Here is a 23,952-nt window from a genome sequence, read left to right as displayed (position 1 = left end):
TTCAAGGCCTGTTCAAGCGGCCTGTTTGCGAAACAGCGCATCGAAAGCGCCTTCGATCCGCCGCCGGTCTTCAGCCGAAATCGTAACGAGCGGTGCGCGCACATCCGCCCAGATATTTTCGCCTGTCGTGTGTGATACCAGCACCTTGACGGCAGGCGTAACCGGAAATTTCAGAAGTTCCACAACAAGATCGACGATGCGCTTGTCGTCCTTGCCGTCAACGGCCATGGCGCGCACTTCCTGCGTCAGGAAATTGGCAACGCCCGATATCGCGCCCTGACCGCCGAGGCGAACGCCCCTGGCGAGATCGCGCTCATCGCCGATCAGGATGGCGAGGTCGCCGTGCTCCTTCAGCAGACGCTCTGTATGGCTCCAGTTGCCGGAGGAATCCTTGACGCCGGTGACGATGCCGGGGAAGGCTTCTCTCAGCCGTCCCACCAGCTCGACCGACAATGTCACCATGGTCACGGACGGAATGTTGTAGACGAGAATGTCACGGGCATCCTTGCCGATTTTTGCAAAAACGGCAGAGAACCAGGCAAACAGCCCGTCATCGCTGACATTCTTGAAATAGGAAGGCGGGGCGAGAAGGATATTGCGAGCGCCCGCGCTCAACGCTTCCGCCGATTGTTCGGCCGCATCCTCGATGGAATCCACCAGAACGCCGGTGACGAGGCGGGAGGGTTCAATGCCAGCTTCAATGAAACGGGAAAGAATGATCTGCCGTTCACGGCTGCCGACCGAGCACCCCTCGCCGGTGGTGCCGAACAGTGTCACGCTGTCGCAGCCATTTGCAAGGCAGCGGCGGGCATGCGCGATCATCGCATCGATATCGACGTTTCCATCCGCTTTGAACGGTGTCGTCAGGGCTGCTGAAAGGCCGAATTTCTGGGTCAATTAAGATGCTCCTCCAAGGTGACCGCAGATTGATGGCATACTGACATGTTAGTTGTAAAGCGGTAATTGTAACGTGATTTGTAACGTTCGGGACCGGGGGAGGAATTCGCTTTTCGACGCGGCGGGTGCCTTGTCTGTTTGTGGTCGAGGATGGGGCCATTGCCGATGATTGGCGCGGATGCCGTTTGCTGCCGCTTTTGCCCGCAGGTTTTCTCTGCCAGGGGTCACGAAAAAATGCGAAAATAAAATTTGACTGTTGGAGTAAAGATTTTTATCAGGCAGTCTGAATATAGGGATAAAGGGACCATCACCATGACCATTGCGGAGCAGACAGCGCCTGTGGCAGAGATTGAACAGAGCCGCGTCAAGCGCCTGAAGGCGGCGACGCGTGGCGCCCATGGCGATCTCGATACCTTCATCATGGCATCCAAGCCGTTCGAGAGCCGGGAAAACTTCGGCAAATTCGTCGAAACCCAATATCTTTTCCATCGCGACCTCGACGTTTTCTTTTCCAATGCCACGCTTGATGGCCTGCTTCCCGATCTCAAAGGCCGCCGCCGTCTCGCCATGATCGAGCAGGACCTTGCCGATCTCGATCTTGCTATTCCGGAAGCCAAGGCTGCGCGTTTCACCGGCGAAACGCCGTTCGATCTGCCGGAGGCGATGGGCTGGCTTTATGTGGTCGAAGGCTCCAATCTCGGTGCGGCTTTCCTGCTGAAAGATGCGGCCAAGCTTGGCCTGACCGAAGAATTCGGCGCGCGCCATCTGGCCGGAGCACCGGAAGGACGCGGCCTGCACTGGCGCACGTTCACCGCAGCACTCGATGAAATTGCGCTGACGGTTGAAGAGGAAGAGCGGGTTGTCGCGGGTGCCGAGGCTGCGTTCCGGGCCGTACATGCCTATGCGCAGCAGCGCCTCGTCTGAGGTTTTGGCATAGCTGCATGATTGAAAATGGTGACCGGTAGGTCCACCAAAGTTTGTCGACAGAACTTGCTCAGTATTCGACGTCATCCTCGGGCTTGACCTGAGGATCCATTGATTTCAGTGGGTTATGGATCCTCGGGTCAAGCCCGAGGATGACGGCAGAGAGGTTGGAGCTTTTTCGTCGCGTATATTGGGGACGGCCTGTGGGTCGTCCTTTTTCTATTCATTTCTGCCGAATAAACAGGCAAATATTTTGACCAAATGATAAATTTTTTGCCTTTTGGTCAAGGCTCCGCTCACCCCAAAATTTTATCCATTTGATAAAATTATTTTATTTGGTCTGGCACGGAACCTGCTACTCTTTTGTCAAGTCAGGAGACACCTGACGTAAAAAGGGAACAGCAAAATGGAAGTTGGTGTTTTTATCCCGATCGGGAACAATGGGTGGCTTCTTTCTGAAAACGCGCCGCAATACAAGCCGAGCTTCGACTTGAACAAGGCGATCACGCTGAAGGCGGAGCAGTATGGCTTCGACTTTGCGCTGTCGATGATCAAGCTGCGCGGCTTCGGCGGCAAGACAGAGTTCTGGGATTATAATCTGGAATCCTTCACGCTGATGGCGGGCCTTGCCGCCGTCACCTCCAAGATCAAACTGTTCGGCACGGCCGCCACGCTGGTCATGCCGCCGGCCATTGTTGCCCGCATGGCAACGACGATCGATTCCATTTCCGGCGGCCGTTTCGGCATCAACCTGATTACCGGCTGGCAGCGGCCGGAATACAGCCAGATGGGGCTCTGGCCGGGCGATGATTATTTCGGTGATCGCTACGAATATCTCGGCGAATACACCACCGTTCTGAAAGAGTTGCTGACGGACGGGCAATCGGATTTCAACGGCAAGTTCTTCAAGATGGAAGATTGCCGCATGAAGCCGGTGCCGCAGGGCGATGTTAAGCTCATCTGCGCCGGCTCTTCCAATTCCGGCATGGCGTTCTCGGCCAAGTTCGCCGATTACAGCTTTTGCTTCGGTGTCGGCGTCAATACGCCGAAGGCCTTCGCGCCCACCAACGAGCGGCTTTTGGCGGCAACGGAAAAGTCCGGCCGCGAGGTCAAATCCGTCGTGCTGACGATGGTGCTTGCCGAGGAAAAATCCGAAGATGCCTGGGCGAAGTGGGAGCACTACAAGGCGGGTGCGGATGAGGATGCCATCAAGTGGCTCGGCCTGCAAAGCGCCGTCGACACCAAATCCGGCTCCGATACCAATGTGCGGCACATGTCCAACCCGGTCTCGGCGGTCAACATCAACATGGGAACGTTGATCGGTTCCTATGAGGAAGTGGCGGCCATGCTGGATGAAATGAGCGAAGTGCCGGGAACGGGCGGCGTGATGCTGACCTTCGACGACTTCCTCGAAGGCGTTGAAAAATTCGGCAAATATGTGCAGCCGCTGATGAAGAGCCGCGCGCATGTTCAGGCCGGACTGGAGGCTGCGGAATGAGCGAAGCCGTCGTGGCGGGCTACAAGGGACCGGAAAGCCGTTCGGAAAGTGTCACTCTTCCCGCAAGGCCGGAGCCGATTACCCTGAAACCCAGCGAGACCGCCGTTGTCGTGGTCGACATGCAGAACGCCTATTCGACAGAGGGCGGTTATGTCGATCTGGCCGGGTTCGATATATCAGGGGCCAAGGGCACCATCGCCAACATCAAGAAGACGCTGGATGCGGCGCGCGCAGCAGGTGTTCAGGTCATTTATTTCCAGAATGGCTGGGACAAGGATTATGTTGAGGCGGGCGGGCCGGGTTCACCCAACTGGCACAAGTCCAACGCCCTGAAGACCATGCGCAAGAGGCCGGAACTGCAGGGCCAGCTTTTGGCCAAGGGCACGTGGGATTATGCCATCGTCGATGAGTTGCAACCGCAGCCGGGCGATATTCTGGTGCCGAAAACGCGTTATAGCGGGTTCTTCAACACCAATATGGACAGCGTTTTGCGCGCCCGCGGCATCCGCAATCTGGTGTTCGTCGGCATCGCCACCAATGTCTGCGTCGAAAGCTCGCTGCGCGATGCCTTCCATCTCGAATATTTCGGGGTGATGCTGGAAGATGCCACCCATCATCTGGGTCCGGACTATATCCAGCAGGCGACGGTCTACAATGTCGAGAAATTTTTCGGCTGGGTCGCCACCGTCAATGATTTCTGCGGTGTCATCTCGCAGGCCGCACCCGTCAGCGCTTGATATCCAACCACAAGAGGAGAACGAAATGCCGAAGAAGATTGTCGTGCCCGCCGGCACCAGCAAACCCATCGCTCCCTTTTCACCGGGAACCCTTGCCGATGGCGTGGTTTATGTTTCCGGCACGCTGCCTTTCGACAAGGACAATAATGTCGTGCATGTGGGCGATGCCAGTGCGCAGACCCGCCATGTTCTTGACACCATCAAGTCCGTCATCGAAACCGCCGGCGGCACGATGGAGGATGTGACGATGAACCATATTTTCATCACCGACTGGGCGAACTACCAGGCCGTCAACACGGTCTATGCCGAATATTTCCCCGGCGACAAGCCGGCGCGGTATTGCATCCAGTGCGGCCTTGTGAAGCCCGACGCGCTGGTGGAAATCGCCACCGTCGCCCATATCGGCAAATAAGGCGAAGCGGCACGATGATGCATTTCGAGGTTCATGGCCGCACCGACCCTGAAGCGCCCACCATCCTGCTGTCATCGGGACTGGGCGGATCGGGCGCCTATTGGGCACCGCAGATCGAAGCCCTTGCCGATCATTTCCGGATCGTCACCTATGACCATCGCGGAACCGGCAGGACCGGCGGCGAGGTGCCGCTGGATGGCGGCATATCGGCGATGGCGGATGATGTGCTGGAAATCGTCTCGGCGCTGAACCTCGAAACATTCCACTTCATGGGCCACGCGCTTGGCGGACTGATCGGTCTCGATATCGCGCTGCGCAGGCCCGGCATCATCGACAGGCTGGTTCTCATCAATGCATGGAGCAAGGCCGATCCGCATTCCGGGCGCTGCTTCGATGTGCGGATCGAGCTTCTGGAGAAATCCGGTGTCGAGGCATTCGTCAAAGCCCAGCCGCTGTTTCTTTATCCGGCCGCCTGGATGTCGGAACATCAGGAACGGCTGGCCCGCGACGACGTGCATGGCGTCGCGCATTTTCAGGGCAGGGCGAATGTGCTGCGGCGTATTGCGGCGCTTCGGGCTTTTGATGTCGACCGTCGACTTGGCGATGTCGGCAATCCGGTTCTGGTGGTGGGCACGAAAGACGATCTTCTGGTGCCCTATACCCGCTCCCTGCGTCTCGTTGAGGGTTTGCCGCAGGGCGAACTCTGCCTTCTCGATTTCGGGGCGCATGCGGTCAATATTACCGAACCTGACCTTTTCAACGCACGACTTTTGCAGTTTCTGCTACCGGCAACACGAACATTCTGACGGGATTTTTTAGGACAATGACGACAGCACTGGACGACAAGGCACTTGCAACGCTCTTCACCGAAGCACGCACCCACAATGGCTGGACAGACAAGCCGGTCAGCGACGAGACGCTAGGCGCGCTGTACGATCTGACGAAGATGGGGCCGACTTCGGCCAATTGCTCGCCCGGCCGTTTCGTGTTCGTGCGCAGCCCGGAAGCGAAGGAAAAGCTTCGGCCGGCGCTGTCTTCCGGCAATCTTGAAAAGACCATGGCGGCACCCGTGACCGTCATCGCTGCCATCGATAGTGAATTTTACGAGAAACTGCCGATGCTGTTTCCCCATGCCGATGCCCGTTCGTGGTTCACGTCCAGCCCTGCTGTCGCCGAGGAAACGGCCTTTCGCAATGGCACCCTGCAGGCGGGTTATCTCATTCTCGCGGCCCGGGCTTTGGGGCTGGATACCGGGGCCATGTCCGGTTTCGACAAGGGCAAGGTGGATGCGGCGTTTTTCGCCGGCACGACGTGGAAATCCAATTTCCTGATCAATCTCGGTCATGGCGATCCGTCGAAGCTCTTCGGCCGGCTGCCGCGGCTTGGCTTTGAAGACGCCTGTGTGCTGGCTTGATGGCCTGTTAAGGAAGGATGGGTTAGATGCGGATGATGTCTCTTGAAAAGGAAGCGGAAATGGAGACGAAGACTGCACAGGAGCGCAGCCTCGAATACAGAAACGCCATGGCGCGGCTCGGTGCGGCGGTCAACATCGTCACTACCAATGGTGCCGCTGGCCGCGCGGGCTTTGCAGCAACTGCCGTTTGCAGCGTTTCCGACAATCCGCCCACGCTTCTCGTCTGCCTCAACCGCAATGCTTCAGCCTATAAGGTGGTGAAGACAAACGGTGTCATCTGCGTCAACACGCTCGCCGCGCATCACGAGGTGCTGAGCACGCTTTTTGGTGGCAAGACACCCGCCGATGAACGTTTTGCTGCCGGCAGCTGGGGCGTGCTTGAAACCGGCGCACCCGTTCTGGAAGACGCGCTCGTCTCTTTCGACTGCCGCATCCGCGAAGCCCATGACGGTGGCACGCATGATATCCTCATCTGCGATGTTGTCGGTATGAAGATTAATGCGGGCGATGAGGCGCTGATGTATTTCAACCGGCGTTACCGGGTGCTTTGAGCGCGGTCTATCGACAACATCCCGCGGAACGGTTCTGTTTGGCGCGGCCATAGCATCCGCACACCGTCACCCCGGACTAGTTCCGGGGTCCAGCGCGATCAAGTCCTTGATCGCGTAAGACTCTTTTCACGGCGCAGACGCGCCGTGGCTGGATGCCGGATCAAGTCCGGCATGACGGACGAAACGTATCGTCGTTTCTCAGAAATTCGAAGGGCGTTTCCGGTCTCCCGGAAACGCCCTTTTCATTTACTTGATCAGCGGCAGAAGGTCGTTGATCGATTTCTTCGCATCGCCGTAGAACATCCGCGTATTGTCTTTGTAGAACAGCGGGTTCTCGATACCGGAGTAACCCGTGCCCTGGCCACGCTTGGAGACGATGACGAGCTTCGATTTCCACACTTCCAGAACCGGCATGCCGGCGATGGGTGAGTTTGGATCGTCCTGCGCCGCCGGATTGACGATGTCGTTGGAGCCGATGACGATGACGACGTCGGTATTGGGGAAATCGTCATTGATCTCGTCCATTTCCAGCACGATGTCGTAAGGCACCTTGGCTTCGGCGAGCAGCACGTTCATGTGGCCGGGAAGGCGGCCCGCCACCGGGTGGATGGCGAAGCGTACGGTCTTGCCGTCGGCGCGCAGCTTGCGAGTGAGTTCGGAGACCGCGCTTTGCGCCTGCGCTACCGCCATGCCGTAACCGGGCACGATGATGACGCTGTCGGCATCGTTCAAAGCCGCTGCGACACCTTCGGCGTCGATGGCGACCTGTTCGCCCTCGATTTCCATCGCCGGACCCGTCGTGCCGCCGAAGCCGCCGAGGATGACCGAGACGAAGGAGCGGTTCATGGCCTTGCACATGATGTAGGACAGAATTGCACCCGAAGAGCCGACCAGCGCACCGGTGACGATCAGCAGATCGTTGCCGAGCGTGAAGCCGATGGCTGCTGCCGCCCAGCCGGAATAGCTGTTCAGCATCGAGACGACGACAGGCATGTCGGCACCGCCGATGCCCATGATCAGGTGGTAACCGATGAAGAAGGCCAGCAGCGTCATCAGCACCAGCGACCATGCGCCCGCACCGTTGCAATACATGATGAGCAGCACGAGCGACAGGATCGCGGCGCCCGCATTAAGAACATGTCCACCCGGCAGTTTCTTCGCCTTGCCGTCCACCTTGCCGGCAAGCTTGCCGAAGGCGACGACGGAGCCGGTGAAGGTGACCGCGCCGATGAAGACGCCGAGGAAGACCTCGACCTTCATGATCGCCAGTTCGACAGGCGTCTTATGGGCGAGGATGGCGGAAAAGCCTGTCAGCAGCGCGCGCGCCGCCTCATCGAGCGAGGCGACATGCGCTTCCTCGATATGGGCGTTGAAGCCGATGAAGACGGCGGCAAGGCCAACGAAGGAGTGAAGGGCTGCCACAAGCTGCGGCATTTCGGTCATCTGTACGCGGCTTGCGACGTAATAACCGAGGACGGAGCCACCCGCGATCATCAACAGGACGATGAAGCCTATGCCGACATCAGGTCCGAAGACCGTGGCGGCGGCGGCAAGCCCCATGCCCGTTATGCCGTACCAGACGGCGCGTTTGGCGCTTTCCTGGCCGGAAAGGCCGCCAAGCGAAAGGATGAAAAGAACGGCTGCGGCAACATAGGCCGCGGAAACGATACCAATGGTCATTTAAAAAGATCCCCGCACGCTCAGGACTTCTGGAACATGGCGAGCATGCGCCGTGTCACGAGGAAACCGCCGACGATGTTGATCGTCGCGATCAGGACGGAAAGCGAGGCAAGGATCACCACCAGCCAGTTGCCGGAGCCGATCTGCAGCAGCGCGCCCAGAATGACGATGCCGGAAATGGCATTCGTCACCGCCATCAGCGGCGTGTGCAGCGAGTGGCTGACATTCCAGATCACCTGGAAACCGATGAAGCAGGCGAGCACGAAGACGATGAAGTGGCTCATGAAGCTTGCCGGTGCAAACAGACCGACGAGAAGCAGCAGTGCCGTGCCGATGACGAGCAGTCCGACCTGGTTTTTCGTCTGCGCCTTGAACTCGGCCCGTTCTTTCGCGTGCTTTTCCTCGGGCGAAAGCTCTTTGGCTCTTTCCTTCGGTTTCTGCGCGGCAATCGCCTGGATTTTCGGCGGCGGCGGCGGGAAAGTTATCTCGCCCTGATAGGTGACGGTGGCGCCACGGATGACGTCGTCTTCCATGTTGTGAACCGGCTTGCCGTCCTTGGCGGGCGTCAGATCGGTCATCATGTGGCGGATGTTGGTGGCATAGAGCGTCGAGGCCTGCGCCGCCATGCGGCTTGGAAAATCCGTATAGCCGATGACGATGACGCCGTTGTCGGACACCACGCGCTGGTCAGGCACCGTCAGATCGCAATTGCCGCCGCGCTCGGCCGCAAGATCGATGATAACGGAACCCGGCTTCATCATCGCCACCATGTCGGCGAGCCACAGTTTCGGGGCGTCACGACCCGGAATGAGCGCCGTGGTGATGACGATATCGATCTGCGGTGCGAGCTCGCGGAACTTCTCCAGCTGCTTCTCGCGGAATTCCGGCGAGGAGGGGGCGGCATAACCGCCGGTGGCGGCGCCGTCCTGCTGTTGATCGGCGAAATCGAGATAGACGAATTCCGCGCCCATGGATTCGATCTGTTCGGCCACTTCCGGGCGAACGTCGAAGGCATAGGTGATGGCGCCGAGCGAGGTGGCCGTGCCGATGGCCGCAAGACCGGCAACGCCGGCACCGATCACCAGCACCTTGGCGGGGGGAACCTTGCCGGCGGCGGTGACCTGACCGGTGAAGAAGCGGCCAAAATTATTGCCGGCTTCGATCACGGCGCGATAACCGGCGATATTGGCCATGGAAGACAGCGCGTCCATCTTCTGGGCGCGGGAAATGCGCGGCACCATGTCCATGGCGATGACATTGGCGCCCTTTTCCTTGGCCTGCTCCAGAAGGTCCTTGTTCTGGGCGGGATAGAAGAACGAGATCAGCGTCTTGTCCGAAGACAGGCGATCAATCTCCGACGTTTCCGGCGGACGAACCTTGGCGATGATGTCGGATCCGGCGTAAAGCGCATCCGCGCTATCGACGACGGTGACGCCGGCTGCGCGATAGGCGTCGTCGGAAAATCCCGCCGCCTTGCCTGCACCGGTTTCGAGGATGCAATCATATCCGAGTTTCTGCAATGCCTGGGCGCTGTCGGGCGTCATGCCGACGCGCGCCTCGCCTTCATATAATTCCTTGGGCGTCCCGATCTTCAAAATGGCTCTCCCTGTGCCTGATAATATAGGGGGGTCATAGCCTATTCAGGGGGGCTTTGTCTCCATATTGATTTTGTCTTGCCTGCGACGGAATGACAGCCCGCTGCGACAGGCTCTGTCGATATGCCGGCTTGTCACGCGATAAAAAAACCCGGTGCCTGCGCACCGGGTTCCGAAAGTGTCGATCAGGATGGTGATCAATCCATGGTGTGGATGTCGCGATCCTTGGTTTCCGGCAGGAACAGCAGGCCGATGACCAGCGTGATGCCAGCAAAGACGATCGGGTACCAGAGACCGTAATAGATGTCGCCCTTCGCCGCGCTCATCGCGAAGGCGGTGGCGGGCAGAAGGCCACCGAACCAGCCGTTGCCGATGTGGTAGGGCAGCGACATGCCGGAGTAGCGGATGCGGGTCGGGAACAGTTCGACCAGGAGCGCCGCGATCGGGCCATAGACCATCGTCACATAGATGACGAGGACGGTAAGGACGGCAATGATGACGACCCAGTTCACAGCGGCCGGATCGGCCACCATGGCGAAGGCGCCGCCACCGGCAATGGTGTAGACGGCCATCTCGGCGGCACCGCCGGTTTCGGCCGGTGTCAGCAGCTTGTCCGCCACCAGCTTGTCGGTTGCCACCATCTTCTTGTCGGTGGCACGAACGGCTTCAGCATTGAGGCTGAGTTCCGGGTTTGCGGCGATGAAGGCGTCCAGTTTTGCATCCGGAACCTGCGCTGCGCCGCGCACCAGCGGATAGCCGCTGTCATGCAGTGCGATGTTGACCTGTTTCTGGAAGGCCTTGTCCTTGGCCGCAGCATCCGCACCGGCTGCGATCGCGTCGTAGCTGGCGATGGTGGCGTCGCCGAGCTTGACGCTCGCCGGCTGGCCGGCCGTTCCGGCAACCACGTCATAGGGCACGGAGTTGCGGGTCAGGAACGAGGTGGCGATATCGCAGGATGTGGTGAATTTCGCAGTACCCGTCGGGTTGAACTGGAATTTGCAGTCGCCGGGGGCGGCGGTCACGGTGGCGCGGACGGTGGATTGCGCTTCCGCGAGTGCCGGGTTACCCGCCCAGGTGAGCGCCTTGAACAGCGGGAAGTAGGTCAGCATCGCCAGAACGAGGCCGGCCATGATGATTGGCTTGCGGCCGATCTTGTCGGAAAGCCAGCCGAAGAGCACGAAGAAACCCGTGCCGAGGATGAGGGCGGCCGCAACCATGATGTTGGCTGACTGGCCGTCCACCTTCAGAATGCTCTGCAGGAAGAACAGCGCGTAGAACTGGCCGGTGTACCAGACGACGGCCTGACCGATGACGGCGCCGACGAGGGCAAGCAGGGCGATCTTGGCGTTCTTCCACTGGCCGAAGGCTTCGCTGAGCGGGGCCTTCGAGGTCTTGCCCTCTTCCTTCATCTTCTTGAAGGCGGGGGATTCGTTCATTTTCAGACGAATCCAGACCGATACGCCGAGCAGCAGAACCGAAACGAGGAAGGGAATGCGCCAGCCCCAGGCGGCGAAGGCTTCCTTACCGAGCGCGAACTGTACGCCGAGAATGACCACCAGCGACAGGAACAGGCCGAGCGTCGCGGTCGTCTGGATCCACGAGGTGTAATAGCCTCTGCGGCCGTTCGGGGCGTGTTCGGCCACGTAAGTTGCGGCACCGCCATATTCACCGCCGAGCGCCAGACCCTGCAGCATGCGCAGGATGATGAGGATGATCGGAGCGGCGATACCGATCTGCGATGCACTGGGCAGGACACCGACGAGGAAGGTGGAAACACCCATGATGAGAATGGTGATGAGGAAGGTGTATTTACGGCCGACGATATCGCCGAGACGCCCAAACACCAGCGCGCCGAACGGGCGCACGAGGAAGCCGGCGGCAAAGGCCAGAAGCGCGAAGATGTTGCGCGTCGTTTCCGGATATTGGCTGAAGAAGTTCGCGCCGATATAGATCGCGAGCGAGCCGTATAGATAGAAGTCGTACCATTCGAAAACCGTTCCGAGAGAAGAGGCGAAAATCACCTTCTTCTCCTCGCCCGTCATTGGACGGGCGGGGCTGCTCACGGCTGCAACATTTGCCATTGTCTGTCCTCCACAGATGTCCCAATCGGCGCAGTGCAGAGCCCGTCTCTCTCCTCCGGGCTCCCCTTTCGGGTGCAATGCGCATGACATCAGAGTGACAGAAAATTAACCCCAATAAGAGCGATGCTTTCGGATTATGACTTTAGTCTAATGTATAACGTGCGAAAATGTCGCAGAGCGGTTTTTGCCTGCCGGGAGCGGGCGGAGCGAAACATGCCTTTTTTCTTGACACAACTGAGAAACCTTCTAATAGCTTCTCGCGAAGAAGGAGCATCACCTTGCGCAGGCATGTTGCAGACATGATTGTCATGGAAGGACCGGCACAATCCGCCGGCGATGATCCGCGCCTTTCTTATTCCATCCGAATTACGGCCAAAACGACGATTAAAACCGTCTGACGTCTCTGGCCCGCCGCTCTCTCCCCGGTTTGGCTGGGGATCGAGGAAGCCGCGATGCGATGCGGTTTCCCCACCTCACCCAAAAGAGGAGAGACAGAAAGAGAGCTTGATCATGGGTTTCAAAGTTGCAATTGCAGGCGCCACCGGCAACGTCGGTCGCGAAATGCTCAATATCCTGGCCGAACGCGGCTTTCCGGCCGATGAGATCGTGCCGCTCGCTTCCGCCCGTTCGCAGGGCACGGAAGTCTCCTATGGCGACCGCACGCTGAAGGTTTCCAATCTCGAGAATTACGATTTTTCCGACACGGATATTTGCCTGATGTCGGCCGGCGGCGATGTGTCCAAGAAGTGGTCGCCGAAGATCGGCCAGCAGGGTTGCGTCGTCATCGATAACTCGTCCGCATGGCGCTACGATCAGGACGTTCCGCTGATCGTTCCGGAAGTCAATGCCGATGCGGTTGAGGGTTTTACCCGCAAGAACATCATCGCCAACCCCAATTGCTCCACGGCCCAGCTCGTCGTCGCGCTGAAGCCGCTGCATGACTTCGCCAAGATCAAGCGCGTCGTCGTTTCCACCTATCAGTCGGTTTCCGGCGCCGGCAAGGAAGGCATGGACGAGCTGTTCCAGCAGACCCGCGCCGTCTTCGTTGCCGATCCGGTCGAAACCAAGAAGTTCACCAAGCGCATCGCCTTCAACGTCATCCCGCATATCGACGTCTTCATGGAAGACGGCTACACCAAGGAAGAGTGGAAGGTTCTGGCCGAAACCAAGAAGATGCTCGACCCGAAGATCAAGGTAACCTGCACGGCCGTGCGCGTTCCTGTCTTCATCGGCCATTCGGAATCGGTCAATATCGAGTTTGAAAACGAGATCACCGCCGATCAGGCACGTGACATCCTGCGTGAAGCGCCGGGTTGCCTCGTCATCGACAAGCATGAAAATGGCGGCTACATCACGCCGGTTGAATCCGCCGGTGAAGATGCGACCTATATTTCGCGTATCCGTGAAGATGCAACGGTTGAAAACGGCCTCAACATCTGGGTCGTTTCGGACAATCTGCGCAAGGGTGCTGCCCTTAATGCCATCCAGATCGCCGAACTTCTGGTCAATCGTGGTCTCATCAAGCCCCGCAAGGCGGCTGCGTGATACGATTTTTTAAGGTTCGTTAAGTATAACCCGTCTGTTCTGTGTGGGGCAGACGGGTTTTCCATTGGTGACGATCACGGCCAGTTTATTTGCAGGCCTTGCTGCCGAAAGGCAATTTAAGCCGCCAAAAAGACAATTTGGCACCCGACCCCCTACAACGGCAACGTGTTGGTTCTCGGGATAAATTCCCCAAAGGATATCGAAGGCAGATTTTGATGCGGGCAATGAAGGCAATTCTGGCTGGTGTGGCCATGGTCTCGGTTTTGGCAGCGACGCCGGTTATGGCTGCGCAATGCGGCAACACTTCGGCGGGCTTCGATGCCTGGGTCGGCGCCTTCAAGCAGGAAGCGGCGGGCCGCGGTGTCAGCGCTTCGGTGCTCGACCGTGCCTTCTCCGGCGTGTCCTACAATCAGGCGACCATCCGCGCCGATCGCGGCCAGCACAGCTTCAAGCTGTCCTTCGAACAATTCATGCAAAAGCGCGGCGGCCAGACGATCATTTCGCGCGGCAAGACCATGAAGAAGAACAACGCCTCTCTCTTCGCTTCGATCGAGCGCGCCTATGGCGTGCCGGCCGGTCCGCTGCTCGCCATCTGGGGCATGGAAACCGGCTTTGGCGGCTTCATGGGCAACCAGCACACGCTTTCCGCCGTGGCGACGCTCTCCTTCGATTGCCGCCGTTCGGATTATTTCACCGAGCAGCTTTATGCGGCGCTGAAGCTCGTCGGCAGCGGTTCGCTCAACGTCAACGCCAAGGGTGCCGCCCATGGTGAAATCGGCCAGACGCAGTTCCTGCCGCTGAACGTCGTGCGTTACGGCGTGGATTTCGACCGCGACGGCCGTATCGATCTCGTCGGTTCGCGCGCCGATGCGCTGGCATCCACCGCCAATTTCCTTGTCGGCCATGGCTGGCAGCGTGGTGCAGGTTATCAACAGGGACAGGCGAATTATGCCGCCATCCAGGGCTGGAACGCCGCAAGCGTCTACCAGCAGGCCATTGCCTTCATCGGCAAGGCGATCGACGGCCAATAAGGTCGTTGGTTTGACAGGCCTTGTGATCACAAGGCCTTATCCGCATTCTTGACGTCATCCTCGGGCTTGTCCCGAGGATCTGCAACGTTCCGATTTGTGCGAGGTGGTTAGATCCTCGGGACAAGCCCGAGGATGACGGGAGTTACCGGAGCGGCCCCCAAAAGGGGCCCAGTAGTACAGCCCGCTTCAATCACAGATCCGGGCGACGAAAGTCGCCGGTTTTGCCGTCCATCACCCACAATTCGCCGGTCGAAATATCGAACCACGCGCCGTGCAGCTTCACCTTGCCGGCGGTTTCCTGCGCCTTGACGAAGGGGAAACCGCGCAGGTTGGCGAGGGAAGTGCGGATGGAGACGCGTTCCAGTGCGGTCTGGCGCTCGGAGGCGGTCATGACGTCGTTGCTCTGGATTTGCTCGGCCGCTGATTTGACCATGTTCATCCATTTGCCGATGAAGTCACCGGGGGACAGCGGCTCGAGATTGGGATCGAGTGCTGCCTGAATGCCGCCGCAGCGGCCGTGGCCCATGACAACGATGTCCTTCACCTTCAGAACCTGCACGGCATATTCGATGGCTGCCGAGGTGGCGTGGTATTGTCCGTCCGGCTCGAAAGGCGGCACCATGTTGGCGACGTTGCGGACAACGAAAAGCTCTCCCGGTCCGCAATCGAAAATGGTTTCCGGCGCCGAACGGGAGTCACAACAGGCAATGAACAGGGTTTGCGGTTTCTGTCCGGTATCGGCCAGAACGCGGTATCTTTCGCGTTCGTCGACATAGCGGCCGCTCATGAAGTTCTTGTAGCCGTTCAGAAGAGTTTCCGGAAAATCTTTCATCTATCGCAGTACCGTTATGCTTGGACCAAGATCACGGGGCGAACCTGGCGCGTTGAAGACCAATCCTTTAGAGCATTTTCGCTTTTCTTCGAACCGCGAAACCGCTCCAACTTCCTGTTGCCGCATTTCCAGACGGAAAACCGAAGGCCACTTTTCCTGGAAATGCTCTAGCCGCTATTTGCGCTTGCTGCGTGAAGGATGCAAGAGATGACGCATCTGCACCATGGCCATGGGTGTGGAAAGACTTGAAGAATCGGTCTCAAGCGTCAGTTCGTTCATCTCGCGTTTTTTCGTGCGGGCCAGAATTTCGAACACGCTGGCGGTGGCCAGCTGCAGCGCCTTTTCATCATCCAGGCCTTCCAGCAGGCGGGCGAGGAACAGCGCCGACATCAGGTCGCCAAGCCCGTTCGGCGCATTCTCGATGGCGCGATGTTCGGCAAGCAGGGCGTGCCGGCCGCTGAGATAAAGATTGCCGGTGCCACCCGCCATCATCGGCACGGCGGAGGTGACCAGCATTTTCGGCGGGCCGAGTGCCAGCGCCGCATCCATGATGGCATTGTTGGTTTCAAGTTCGGCGCCGCTCATCCAGGCCAGTTCGTAGCGGTTCGGTGTCGCGACGGTGGCAAGCGGGATGAGGTGGTCGCGAATGGCTTCGGCGGTCTCAAGAGGAATGTAAAGCCCGCCCAGATCGCCCATGACCGGGTCACAGGCGTAAATCAGCGACGGGTTCTTTTCCTTCAGGTTGCGGATCAGCCTTGCGACGGAGCGCACCTGTGCTGCGCTGCCGAAATAACCGGTGAGAACAGCCTTGACCTCGCCGACCCATTTGGCGTTCTCAAGGTCGCTCATGGCCTTGTCGAAGTCGTCGTCCTGAAAGCGCATCCGCGTGGATGGGCCATGACCGGGATGCCAGGGCATGACGATGGTGGGCACTGCCCATACCGGATAACCGAGGGTTTCCAGCGCGAAGACCGCGGCGCGATTGCCGACCGATCCACGCATGACGTGGCTGGAAATGACGATGACGGCGCCCTGTGTATTTTCCTGCATCACGGCCTTCTTGCTTTCAAATGTCGCAGAAGCGCGCAAGTGCCCCTGCCTAGAGATCAAGATGCGCTCTCATGACATATCGCAAGGCCGGTTTCCACCGTTAATCCCGCAAGGGTCTGTCCCGCAAAAGGATGGGCGGGGGCGGGCGTTCTTGCGCTGCCGGGTTACCTTCCTGTCATTGCGCGATGGGCGAGGTGCGTTTTATTGGCGCACTGGGTCCTCCGAAAAGCGCGTTACACTTTTCGGTCTGATGCCCTATAGTTGTAATATGCTCGATCTCGTCATCGCCTATTGGCCCCATATCCTTGCCGTCCTTTCCATTTTGATGGGAACCGTGGCGGCCGTACATGCCACGATGACGAAGGAGGAGGTCCGTTCCGCGCTGGGCTGGGTGGGCGTCATCGTGCTGTCGCCCATCGTCGGCGCGGTCATCTATGCCATTGCCGGTATCAACCGCATTCGCCGGTCGAACATCACGCAGCAGCGGTCCTTCATGCAGGACGAGATCATGGATCGCGTGGCGCGTTTCGATGCGGATGCAGAACTCGTCGCCACGCGGTTTGGCCGCCGTTTTGAAGCGATGAAGACGCTGGGCGACCGGGTGACACGCCACGCGCTGACGACCGGCAACGCCATCGAGCCGCTTGTGACGGGTGACGTCGCCTATGCCGCCATGCTGGAGGCGATCGGCGAGGCGAAGCGGTCGATCATTCTCGAAACATATATTTTCGACAATGACAGGATCGGTTCCCGCTTCGTCGCGGCGCTCGAGCAGGCAAAACTGCGCGGCGTGGAAGTGAGGGTGCTCATCGATGCCGTGGGGGCGCGATATTCCGTGCCGAGCATCCTGCCGACGCTCCGGGACAAGGGCATCATCGCCGATGTCTTCAACGGCAATGTCATCATGGGGCTTCGGCTGCCCTATGCCAATCTGCGCACCCACCGCAAGATCCTGGTGGTGGACGGGCGCATCGCCTTTAGCGGCGGCATGAATATCCGTGAGGGTTTCACGCTGGAATTCGGTGGCGAGAAGCAGTCGCACGATACCCATTTCAAGATTACCGGGCCGGTGGTTTCGGATTTTTTCTCCATTGCGGCGGAGGACTGGCGTTTCACCACGAAAGAACTTCTGGACACCCCGGTCTGGGATATCGCCATTCCCGACGGTGTGCCGGGTTCGCAGATCGTCGCCCGGGTTTCCTCCTCGGGGCCGGATAAAAGCATCGAGACCAGTCACAAGATGCTGATGGGTGCGTTTTCCGTCGCCCGTTCCTCCATTCTTATCATGTCGCCCTATTTTCTCCCCGATCGGGAGCTTATTTCGGCACTCATAACCGCAGCAAGGCGGGGAGTGGTGGTCGATATCATCGTGCCCAAAAGCAACAATCTGGTGCTTGTGGACAGGGCGATGACGGCGCAGTTCGACCAGATGCTGAAGAATTATTGCCGCATCTGGCGGGCGACGGGGGCTTTCAATCATTCCAAGCTTCTGGTGATCGACGAGCGCTGGACCTATATCGGTTCCTCCAATCTCGATCCACGTTCGCTGCGATTGAACTTCGAGATCGATCTCGAAGTTATGGATGAGGCGTTTGCCGCGGTGATCGGGGCGCGCATCCGGGATGCGCGTGCGACCGCCTTGCCGGTGCGGCTCAGCGAACTGAATGGGCGGCCATTCGTTGTTCGTTTCGTGGAGCGTGTCCTCTGGCTCGCTTCGCCCTATCTTTAGAGCCTTGGATATGCGGAGACATTGACGCGTGAAGAAAAACGGTTTGCTGAACAGCGAAAAAACGGCCCTGGCGGCAAATAGCAGTTTGCCCGCCTTCGTCATGCAGTCGCTGCGCGACCATCGTCAGCGGCAGAAAGCGGTGCAGGCGGCGAAAGATCATCCCTTCCCCGTCATTGCTTCCTACAATGTGCATAAATGCGTCGGCCGCGACCGCAAGTTCGATCCTGATCGCACCAGCCGCGTCATTCAGGAAATCGGTGCCGATATCATTGCCCTTCAGGAGGCGGACAGCCGTTTTGGCGAGCGCACCGGCCTGCTCGATCTCGCCCGGCTGGAGCGGGAAAGCGGGCTTATTCCCGTGCCGGTGCAGGCAGGGGTGAAGGCGCACGGGTGGCACGGCAATGTCGTGCTGTTCAGGGAAGGTGCCGTCAGGGACGTGCATACGCTGAAACTGCCGGGGCTGGAGCCACGCGGTGCGCTTGTCGTGGAGCTGGATCTGAAAAGCGGCGGCACGCTGCGCGTCATCGCCGCCCATTTCGGCCTGCTGCGGCATTCCCGTGCCCAGCAGGCGAAGGCATTGATCGGCCTTCTGGAAGCGCGCAACGAATGCGCGACCGTCCTCATGGGAGATCTGAACGAATGGCGGCTCGGCAACGGCTCGTCGCTCAACACGTTTCGGGACGCTTTCGGTGCGCTGCCGCCGGCGGTGCCGAGTTTTCCCTCCAACCTGCCGGTGCTGGCGCTCGACAGGATCATCGCCAACCGGGAAGGTCTGGTCGAGCAGGTGGAGGCGCATGACAGCGCGCTGGCGCGTGTCGCTTCGGATCACCTGCCGCTGAAAGCCGCGGTCCGGACCGATCTACTTCAGGCCTGATCCCGCCACGACATGGCACGTCGCTCGCCGAGGCGCAGGCCGGATTAAAGCCGCTGCGCCGCCGCCATGTGGTTGCGCGAGCGCGCTTCCAGCAATGACGTGCGAATGGCTTCCATCAGTCGCTCTCGATTGTTTCTGGTCTTGCACCGGTCGAGATTCTGCGCGGCAAGCGCGAGATCAAGACCCTCATGCATCACTATAGAATAGGCAACGGTTGTTGCCCAGTTTTCGTAGTCCTGCTCCATCATGTCGCCCCTGAACTAAATCATTTAGTCCGAATCACCCAGTTCTTGGAAATTACCACAAAATACAAAGCATAAAACAGCATTGTTTCTTCGGGTTTTCGGCGATTTGTGAAGCTATATTGATTTTTCTCAGTTCTAACGCGGTGCAATATAGGTGCTTATTCCAGTTAAGCATTTGAAACCGATTCCATTTCAGGAGGGTTGCATAAACATTTCCGTCCATAAAAAACGCCGCGCATCTGATGATGCGCGGCGGGCTTGCGTCGAAGGTGGCGGTGGATGGGAGGTAAGGTTTCAGCCGGCCTTTTCGAGCTTGTAGTCCGAATTGGCCGGTTCTTCCTGCTTGTGCTGGATGAGCGGGCGGTTGCCCGCCAGCTTGCGCACCAGCACATAGAAAACCGGTGTCATGAAGATGCCGAAGAATGTCACGCCGATCATGCCGGAGAATACCGCGACACCCATGGCCGCACGCATTTCCGCACCCGCACCGGTGGAGACGACCAGCGGCACCACGCCCATGATGAAGGCGAGTGAGGTCATCAGGATCGGGCGCAGACGAAGCCGGCTTGCCTCGATGGCCGCCTGAAGCGGCGTTCGTCCCTCGAATTCCAGCTCCCGGGCGAATTCCACGATCAGGATCGCGTTCTTCGCCGAGAGACCGACAAGGACGACAAGGCCGATCTGCGTAAAGATGTTATTATCCCCTCCTGTCAGCCAGACGCCTGTGAGGGCCGCAAGCACACCGAGCGGGACGATCAGGATGATCGCAATCGGCAATGTGAGGCTTTCATATTGCGCGGCGAGCACGAGATAGACGAGCAGCAGCGCCAGCGGGAATACCACGATGCTGGAATTGCCGGCGAGAATCTGCTGGTAGGTCAGGTCGGTCCACTCGTAATCGACGCCCGCGGGCAGGGTTTCGGCAAGGATTTTCTCCATGGCCGCCTGTGCCTGTCCAGAGGAGAAGCCCGGCGCCGGACCGCCGTTGATATCGGCGGCAAGGAAGCCGTTATAACGGTTGGTGCGCTCCGGTCCTGTCGTTGCATCCACCTTCAGCAGTGTCGACAGCGGGATCATCTGGCCGGTCGCGGAGCGAACCTTCAGGCGGCCGATATCTTCCGCATGAGCGCGGAACTGCGAATCTGCCTGCACTCGAACGCTGTATGTCCGTCCGAAAGCATTGAAGTCGTTGACATAGAGCGAGCCGAGATAGATTTGCAGCGTCTGGAAGACGTCGCTGACGGAAACGCCCAGCTGTTCCGCCTTGGCGCGGTCGAGATCGGCGAAGAGCTGCGGCACGTTGATCTGGTAGCTGGAGAAGATGCCCGCCAGCTCCGGCGTCTGATAGGCCTTGCCGATCACCGCTTTCGCCGCTTCATCGAGCGTCTGGTAGCCGTAGCCGGCGCGGTCTTCGATCTGCAGCTTGAAGCCGCCCGTCTGGCCGAGACCGTTGACCGGCGGCGGCGGGAACATGGCGATGAAGGCATCCTGAATGCCCGCATATTTCTGGTTCAGCTGCATGGCGATGGCATTGCCGGACAGTTCCGGCGTCTTGCGTTTTTCGAAGTCATCGAGAACCGCAAAAACGATGCCGGAATTGGAGCCGATGGTGAAGCCGTTGATCGACAGGCCGGGGAAGGCGATGGCATGGCTGACGCCGGGTGTTTCCAGGGCGATGTCGCTCATGCGCTTGATGACGTTTTCCGTGCGGTCAAGCGTTGCGCCATCAGGAAGCTGGGCAAAACCGATCAGGTATTGCTTGTCCTGTGCCGGCACGAAGCCGCTCGGCACTGTCGTGAACATGCCGTAGGTGGCCGCCACTAGCGCCATATAGACGATCATGACAAGGCTCTTGCGCGTCACCAGCCCGCCCACGGTCTTGCCGTAGCCGTTGGAGGCGGCGCCGAAGGCGCGGTTGAAGCCGCGGAAGAACCAGCCAAGGATTTTGTCCATGAAGCGGGTCAGCCAGTCTTTCGGTGCGCCATGTTCCTTCAGCAGCAGAGCTGCAAGAGCGGGCGACAGCGTCAGCGAGTTGATGGCCGAAATGACGGTGGAGATGGCGATGGTCAGTGCGAACTGCCGGTAGAACTGGCCCGACAGGCCGGAGATGAAGGCAAGCGGCACGAAAACGGCGACCAGAACCAGTGCGATTGCGATGATCGGGCCGGAGACTTCGCGCATCGCCTTGTAGGTGGCGTCACGCGGCGAGAGCCCGTTTTCAATGTTTCGCTCGACATTTTCCACGACCACGATGGCGTCATCCACCACGATGCCGATGGCGAGCACAAGGCCGAACAGGGTCAAGGCGTTGATGGAAAAGCCGAAGGCATACATGACGGCGAAGGTGCCGATGATCGAGACCGGAACGGCGATCAGCGGAATGATCGATGCGCGCCAGGTCTGCAGGAAGAGGATGACGACAAGTACCACGAGGCCAACGGCCTCGAGGAGTGTGTCAACGACCTTCTCGATGGAGGAGCGCACGAATTTCGTCGTGTCGTAGACGATCTCGTATTTTACGCCATCAGGCATTGCCAGCTGCAGATTGTCCATTGTGGCACGGACATTGTCGGCGATTTCGATGGCGTTGGAGCCGGGTGCCTGGAGGACGGCGACAGCCACGGCGGGTTCACCGTCGAGCAGCGAACGCAGCGTGTAATCGGCCGCGCCAAGCTCGATGCGGGCGACGTCACGCAGGCGGGTGATTTCACCGTTCGCGCCGCTCTTGACGATGATGTTGCCGAATTCTTCCGGTGTGGTCAGGCGGCCCTGCGCATTGACGTTGAGCTGAAGATCAACACCATTAGGGCTTGGGGAAGCGCCGATGACGCCGGCTGCGGCCTGCACGTTCTGCTGGCGGATGGCGTCGGAAACGTCACTGGCGGCCAGATCATGCTCGGCGACCTTCTGCGGGTCGAGCCAGACGCGCATGGAATAGTCACCTGCGCCGAAGACCTGCACCTGGCCGACACCTTCGATGCGGGCGAGGCGATCCTTGACGTTCAGCGTCGCGTAGTTACGCAGATAGGTGATGTCATAGGCGTCGGTCTTCGAGACGAGGTTGACGACCATGATGAAGTCGGGCGAGCTTTTGACGGTGGTGATGCCGAGGGCGCGAACTTCCGCCGGCAGGCGCGGTTCGGCCTGCGATACGCGGTTCTGCACCAGCTGCTGCGCCTTGTCAGGGTCGGTGCCGAGCTTGAAGGTCACGGTCAACGTCAGCACGCCGTCGGAGGTTGCCTGGCTGCCCATGTAGAGCATGTCCTCGACGCCGTTGATCTGTTCTTCCAGCGGTGTCGCGACGGTTTCGGCGATAACGGTCGGGTTCGCGCCGGGATAGGTGGCGCGCACGACGACGGATGGCGGAACGACTTCGGGATATTCCGAAATCGGCAGGGCGCGCATGCCGAGAAGGCCTGCCACCACAATCAGGACCGAAAGCACGGCAGCAAATACCGGCCGGTCGACAAAAAATCTGGAAATATTCATATCCAGTCCCTCTCCGGGTCTTTGGGAATGCGAAGGCCGTTCCGGCGGCAATCCTGCCGCCGGTGAAGGCCGGTTCTGTCTGAAGGGGCGTCTCGCGAAAGCGCGGGACGCTTACTGATCAAAGAGGCGGGTTACTGCGAGGCAGCAACCTTGTCTTCCGTCTGCGGCGCGATGGTTGCGCCGGGGCGAATACGCTGCAGGCCGTTGACGACGATCGTATCACCGGCGGCAAGGCCGCTTTCGATGATGCGCTGGCCATCGGCCGGTGCGCCCGGCTTGATCTGGCGGTAGCTCACCTTGTTTTCGGCATCGACCACGAAGACGAAACGCTTGTCCTGATCCGTGCCGATGGCGCGATCGCTGATGACGATGCGGTTTTCCGGCTTCGGTTCGCCCATGCGCACCCGCACGAACTGGCCGGGGATGAGCCTGCCATCAGGATTTTCGAAGACGGCGCGGACACCGATGGTGCCGCTTGCCGAATCCACCTGGTTGTCGATCAGGTGCAGCGTGCCCTTGATCGGCGTGCCCTCATCCGAAAGCGTGCCGATTTCCACCGGGATCTGTTCGAGAGCCGGCAGGGCGCCGTCCGTCTGCGGCAGTTCGGCAAGCGCCTTGGCCACCACGCCTTCGCTGGCGTTGAAGCTGGCATAGATCGGATTGACCGAAACCAGCGTCGTCAGGGCAGGCGAAGTCGAGCCGGCGGCGACGAGGTTGCCGGCGGTGATTTCGATGCGGCCGACACGACCGGAAACCGGTGCGAGGATTTCGGTATAACCGAGATCGAGCTCAGCCGTCGTCAGGGCTGCGCGGGCGGCGCGAAGCTGGGCTTGCGCATCCGCAAACGAGCTTTGACGCTGGTCGAGATCGCTCTGGGAGATGGTGCGGTTATCGGAAAGCCGGCGGCCACGGTCGAGTTCCGTCTTCGCAAGGCTAACCTTGGCTTCAGCGGAGGCGACCTGTCCTTCAGCGCCCGCAACGGCGGCCTGATAGGGGGCGGGGTCGATGGTGAAGAGGGGATCGCCTTCTTTCACCAGCGCACCTTCGCGGAAATGAACAGCCTTGATCTGGCCTGCGACGCGGGAGCGGATCTGCACCCGCTCGACGGCTTCGAGACGGCCGGAAAACTCTTCCCAGCGCATGACGTCGCGGCTTTCCACCTTGGCGACGGTGACCGGAATTGCCGGCGTCTCGGCAGGTGCGGAGGCGGCCGTGGCATCGCGGCTGGTGGGGAGATCGAAAAACAGTGCTGCGGCTGCAACGGACATAGCAAGTCCGATACCGGCGCCCGTCAGGGCCCGGCGCTTTGTGTTCAGCGTCATGGGTTTCTCCTTGGCTCCCGATCAGGAGCCGGTCAGTTTCTGAATA

20 protein-coding genes are annotated in these 23,952 nt (G+C 59.5%); 11 read left to right on the top strand and 9 right to left on the bottom strand.

The annotated features are described in order from the left end of the window. Positions 1–12 precede the first annotated feature (12 nt). Complete coding sequence (locus tag CFBP6623_RS11865) at positions 13–897, bottom strand: dihydrodipicolinate synthase family protein (protein WP_046801554.1); 885 nt, start codon at positions 895–897, stop codon at positions 13–15. Positions 898–1,209: 312 nt separating this feature from the next. Between CFBP6623_RS11865 and CFBP6623_RS11860 the strand changes: the two genes are divergently transcribed. The 7 genes from CFBP6623_RS11860 to rutF all read left to right on the top strand — a co-directional run bounded on the left by CFBP6623_RS11860 (position 1,210) and on the right by rutF (position 6,433). Beyond that, positions 1,210–1,821 carry a biliverdin-producing heme oxygenase gene (locus CFBP6623_RS11860; protein WP_046801553.1) on the top strand — a complete coding sequence of 204 codons (612 nt, stop codon included), beginning with the start codon at positions 1,210–1,212 and terminating at the stop codon, positions 1,819–1,821. 406 nt (positions 1,822–2,227) lie between these two features. After that, positions 2,228–3,319 carry a pyrimidine utilization protein A gene (rutA, locus tag CFBP6623_RS11855; RefSeq protein ID WP_046801552.1) on the top strand — a complete coding sequence of 364 codons (1,092 nt, stop codon included), beginning with the start codon at positions 2,228–2,230 and terminating at the stop codon, positions 3,317–3,319. Beyond that, positions 3,316–4,056: a pyrimidine utilization protein B gene (gene rutB, locus CFBP6623_RS11850; protein ID WP_003492071.1), complete on the top strand. Its 741-nt coding sequence runs from the start codon at positions 3,316–3,318 to the stop codon at positions 4,054–4,056. The genes rutA and rutB overlap by 4 nt, the downstream gene beginning before the upstream one ends. Positions 4,057–4,081: 25 nt before the next feature. Then, entirely contained in the window at positions 4,082–4,468 is a 387-nt protein-coding gene (rutC, locus tag CFBP6623_RS11845; protein WP_046801551.1) for a pyrimidine utilization protein C, read from the top strand. A gap of 14 nt (positions 4,469–4,482) precedes the next feature. Beyond that, a complete protein-coding gene (rutD, locus tag CFBP6623_RS11840) occupies positions 4,483–5,274 on the top strand; it encodes a pyrimidine utilization protein D (RefSeq protein ID WP_046801550.1) in 792 nt (263 codons plus the stop codon). A 17-nt stretch (positions 5,275–5,291) separates the two neighbouring features. Beyond that, the gene (locus tag CFBP6623_RS11835) at positions 5,292–5,882 is read left to right on the top strand and encodes a malonic semialdehyde reductase (protein ID WP_046801549.1); all 591 of its coding nucleotides are present in this window, start codon (positions 5,292–5,294) and stop codon (positions 5,880–5,882) included. A 26-nt stretch (positions 5,883–5,908) separates the two neighbouring features. After that, entirely contained in the window at positions 5,909–6,433 is a 525-nt protein-coding gene (gene rutF, locus CFBP6623_RS11830; protein ID WP_046801548.1) for an NADH-dependent FMN reductase RutF, read from the top strand. A gap of 246 nt (positions 6,434–6,679) precedes the next feature. On the opposite strand, the gene CFBP6623_RS11825 is transcribed toward rutF, so the two are convergent. The 3 genes from CFBP6623_RS11825 to CFBP6623_RS11815 all read right to left on the bottom strand — a co-directional run bounded on the left by CFBP6623_RS11825 (position 6,680) and on the right by CFBP6623_RS11815 (position 11,789). Continuing rightward, complete coding sequence (locus CFBP6623_RS11825) at positions 6,680–8,113, bottom strand: NAD(P)(+) transhydrogenase (Re/Si-specific) subunit beta (protein ID WP_046801547.1); 1,434 nt, start codon at positions 8,111–8,113, stop codon at positions 6,680–6,682. Positions 8,114–8,133: 20 nt separating this feature from the next. Next, positions 8,134–9,708 (bottom strand): Re/Si-specific NAD(P)(+) transhydrogenase subunit alpha, encoded by a 1,575-nt coding sequence (locus CFBP6623_RS11820; protein WP_046801546.1) that lies wholly within the window; start codon positions 9,706–9,708, stop codon positions 8,134–8,136. Positions 9,709–9,905: 197 nt separating this feature from the next. Further along, complete coding sequence (locus CFBP6623_RS11815) at positions 9,906–11,789, bottom strand: MFS transporter (RefSeq protein WP_046801545.1); 1,884 nt, start codon at positions 11,787–11,789, stop codon at positions 9,906–9,908. A 510-nt stretch (positions 11,790–12,299) separates the two neighbouring features. Here CFBP6623_RS11815 and CFBP6623_RS11805 point away from each other — a divergent pair. Beyond that, positions 12,300–13,334, top strand: coding sequence for an aspartate-semialdehyde dehydrogenase (locus CFBP6623_RS11805; protein ID WP_046801543.1), 1,035 nt, complete (start codon positions 12,300–12,302; stop codon positions 13,332–13,334). A 215-nt stretch (positions 13,335–13,549) separates the two neighbouring features. Further along, a complete protein-coding gene (locus CFBP6623_RS11800) occupies positions 13,550–14,365 on the top strand; it encodes a lytic murein transglycosylase (protein ID WP_046801542.1) in 816 nt (271 codons plus the stop codon). A gap of 190 nt (positions 14,366–14,555) precedes the next feature. Here CFBP6623_RS11800 and CFBP6623_RS11795 read toward each other — a convergent pair whose 3' ends face one another. Continuing rightward, positions 14,556–15,197 carry a carbonic anhydrase gene (locus CFBP6623_RS11795; protein ID WP_046801541.1) on the bottom strand — a complete coding sequence of 214 codons (642 nt, stop codon included), beginning with the start codon at positions 15,195–15,197 and terminating at the stop codon, positions 14,556–14,558. Positions 15,198–15,371: 174 nt separating this feature from the next. Further along, entirely contained in the window at positions 15,372–16,247 is an 876-nt protein-coding gene (gene pdxY / locus CFBP6623_RS11790; protein WP_046801610.1) for a pyridoxal kinase PdxY, read from the bottom strand. A 268-nt stretch (positions 16,248–16,515) separates the two neighbouring features. Here pdxY and CFBP6623_RS11785 point away from each other — a divergent pair, with 268 nt between their 5' ends. Further along, a complete protein-coding gene (locus CFBP6623_RS11785) occupies positions 16,516–17,976 on the top strand; it encodes a phospholipase D-like domain-containing protein (RefSeq protein WP_080841854.1) in 1,461 nt (486 codons plus the stop codon). A gap of 28 nt (positions 17,977–18,004) precedes the next feature. Next, entirely contained in the window at positions 18,005–18,850 is an 846-nt protein-coding gene (locus CFBP6623_RS11780) for an endonuclease/exonuclease/phosphatase family protein (RefSeq protein ID WP_080841855.1), read from the top strand. 44 nt (positions 18,851–18,894) lie between these two features. Here the strand turns inward: CFBP6623_RS11780 and CFBP6623_RS11775 are convergent, their stop codons facing one another. The 3 genes from CFBP6623_RS11775 to CFBP6623_RS11765 form a co-directional block, all read right to left on the bottom strand. Next, positions 18,895–19,098, bottom strand: coding sequence for a hypothetical protein (locus CFBP6623_RS11775; RefSeq protein ID WP_046801538.1), 204 nt, complete (start codon positions 19,096–19,098; stop codon positions 18,895–18,897). Positions 19,099–19,389: 291 nt separating this feature from the next. Further along, entirely contained in the window at positions 19,390–22,584 is a 3,195-nt protein-coding gene (locus tag CFBP6623_RS11770) for an efflux RND transporter permease subunit (RefSeq protein ID WP_046801537.1), read from the bottom strand. Positions 22,585–22,715: 131 nt separating this feature from the next. Continuing rightward, positions 22,716–23,906, bottom strand: a complete 1,191-nt coding sequence (locus CFBP6623_RS11765) for an efflux RND transporter periplasmic adaptor subunit (RefSeq protein WP_080841857.1) — start codon at positions 23,904–23,906, stop codon at positions 22,716–22,718. Positions 23,907–23,952 lie beyond the last annotated feature (46 nt).

The sequence above is a fragment of the Agrobacterium tumefaciens genome, from assembly GCF_005221385.1.
GTDB lineage: Bacteria > Pseudomonadota > Alphaproteobacteria > Rhizobiales > Rhizobiaceae > Agrobacterium > Agrobacterium tomkonis.
This window is presented reverse-complemented; position numbering and strand designations above follow the sequence as displayed.

Coding starts and splice junctions, on each gene's coding strand:
- CFBP6623_RS11805 (WP_046801543.1), top strand. CDS start 12,300: ATGGGTTTCAAAGTTGCAATTGCAGGCGCCACCGGCAACGTCGGTCGC.
- CFBP6623_RS11800 (WP_046801542.1), top strand. CDS start 13,550: ATGCGGGCAATGAAGGCAATTCTGGCTGGTGTGGCCATGGTCTCGGTT.
- rutA (WP_046801552.1), top strand. CDS start 2,228: ATGGAAGTTGGTGTTTTTATCCCGATCGGGAACAATGGGTGGCTTCTT.
- rutC (WP_046801551.1), top strand. CDS start 4,082: ATGCCGAAGAAGATTGTCGTGCCCGCCGGCACCAGCAAACCCATCGCT.
- CFBP6623_RS11795 (WP_046801541.1), bottom strand. CDS start 15,197: ATGAAAGATTTTCCGGAAACTCTTCTGAACGGCTACAAGAACTTCATG.
- CFBP6623_RS11775 (WP_046801538.1), bottom strand. CDS start 19,098: ATGATGGAGCAGGACTACGAAAACTGGGCAACAACCGTTGCCTATTCT.
- rutF (WP_046801548.1), top strand. CDS start 5,909: ATGCGGATGATGTCTCTTGAAAAGGAAGCGGAAATGGAGACGAAGACT.
- CFBP6623_RS11770 (WP_046801537.1), bottom strand. CDS start 22,584: ATGAATATTTCCAGATTTTTTGTCGACCGGCCGGTATTTGCTGCCGTG.
- CFBP6623_RS11835 (WP_046801549.1), top strand. CDS start 5,292: ATGACGACAGCACTGGACGACAAGGCACTTGCAACGCTCTTCACCGAA.
- pdxY (WP_046801610.1), bottom strand. CDS start 16,247: ATGCAGGAAAATACACAGGGCGCCGTCATCGTCATTTCCAGCCACGTC.
- CFBP6623_RS11815 (WP_046801545.1), bottom strand. CDS start 11,789: ATGGCAAATGTTGCAGCCGTGAGCAGCCCCGCCCGTCCAATGACGGGC.
- CFBP6623_RS11860 (WP_046801553.1), top strand. CDS start 1,210: ATGACCATTGCGGAGCAGACAGCGCCTGTGGCAGAGATTGAACAGAGC.
- CFBP6623_RS11765 (WP_080841857.1), bottom strand. CDS start 23,906: ATGACGCTGAACACAAAGCGCCGGGCCCTGACGGGCGCCGGTATCGGA.
- rutD (WP_046801550.1), top strand. CDS start 4,483: ATGATGCATTTCGAGGTTCATGGCCGCACCGACCCTGAAGCGCCCACC.
- CFBP6623_RS11785 (WP_080841854.1), top strand. CDS start 16,516: ATGCTCGATCTCGTCATCGCCTATTGGCCCCATATCCTTGCCGTCCTT.
- CFBP6623_RS11825 (WP_046801547.1), bottom strand. CDS start 8,113: ATGACCATTGGTATCGTTTCCGCGGCCTATGTTGCCGCAGCCGTTCTT.
- rutB (WP_003492071.1), top strand. CDS start 3,316: ATGAGCGAAGCCGTCGTGGCGGGCTACAAGGGACCGGAAAGCCGTTCG.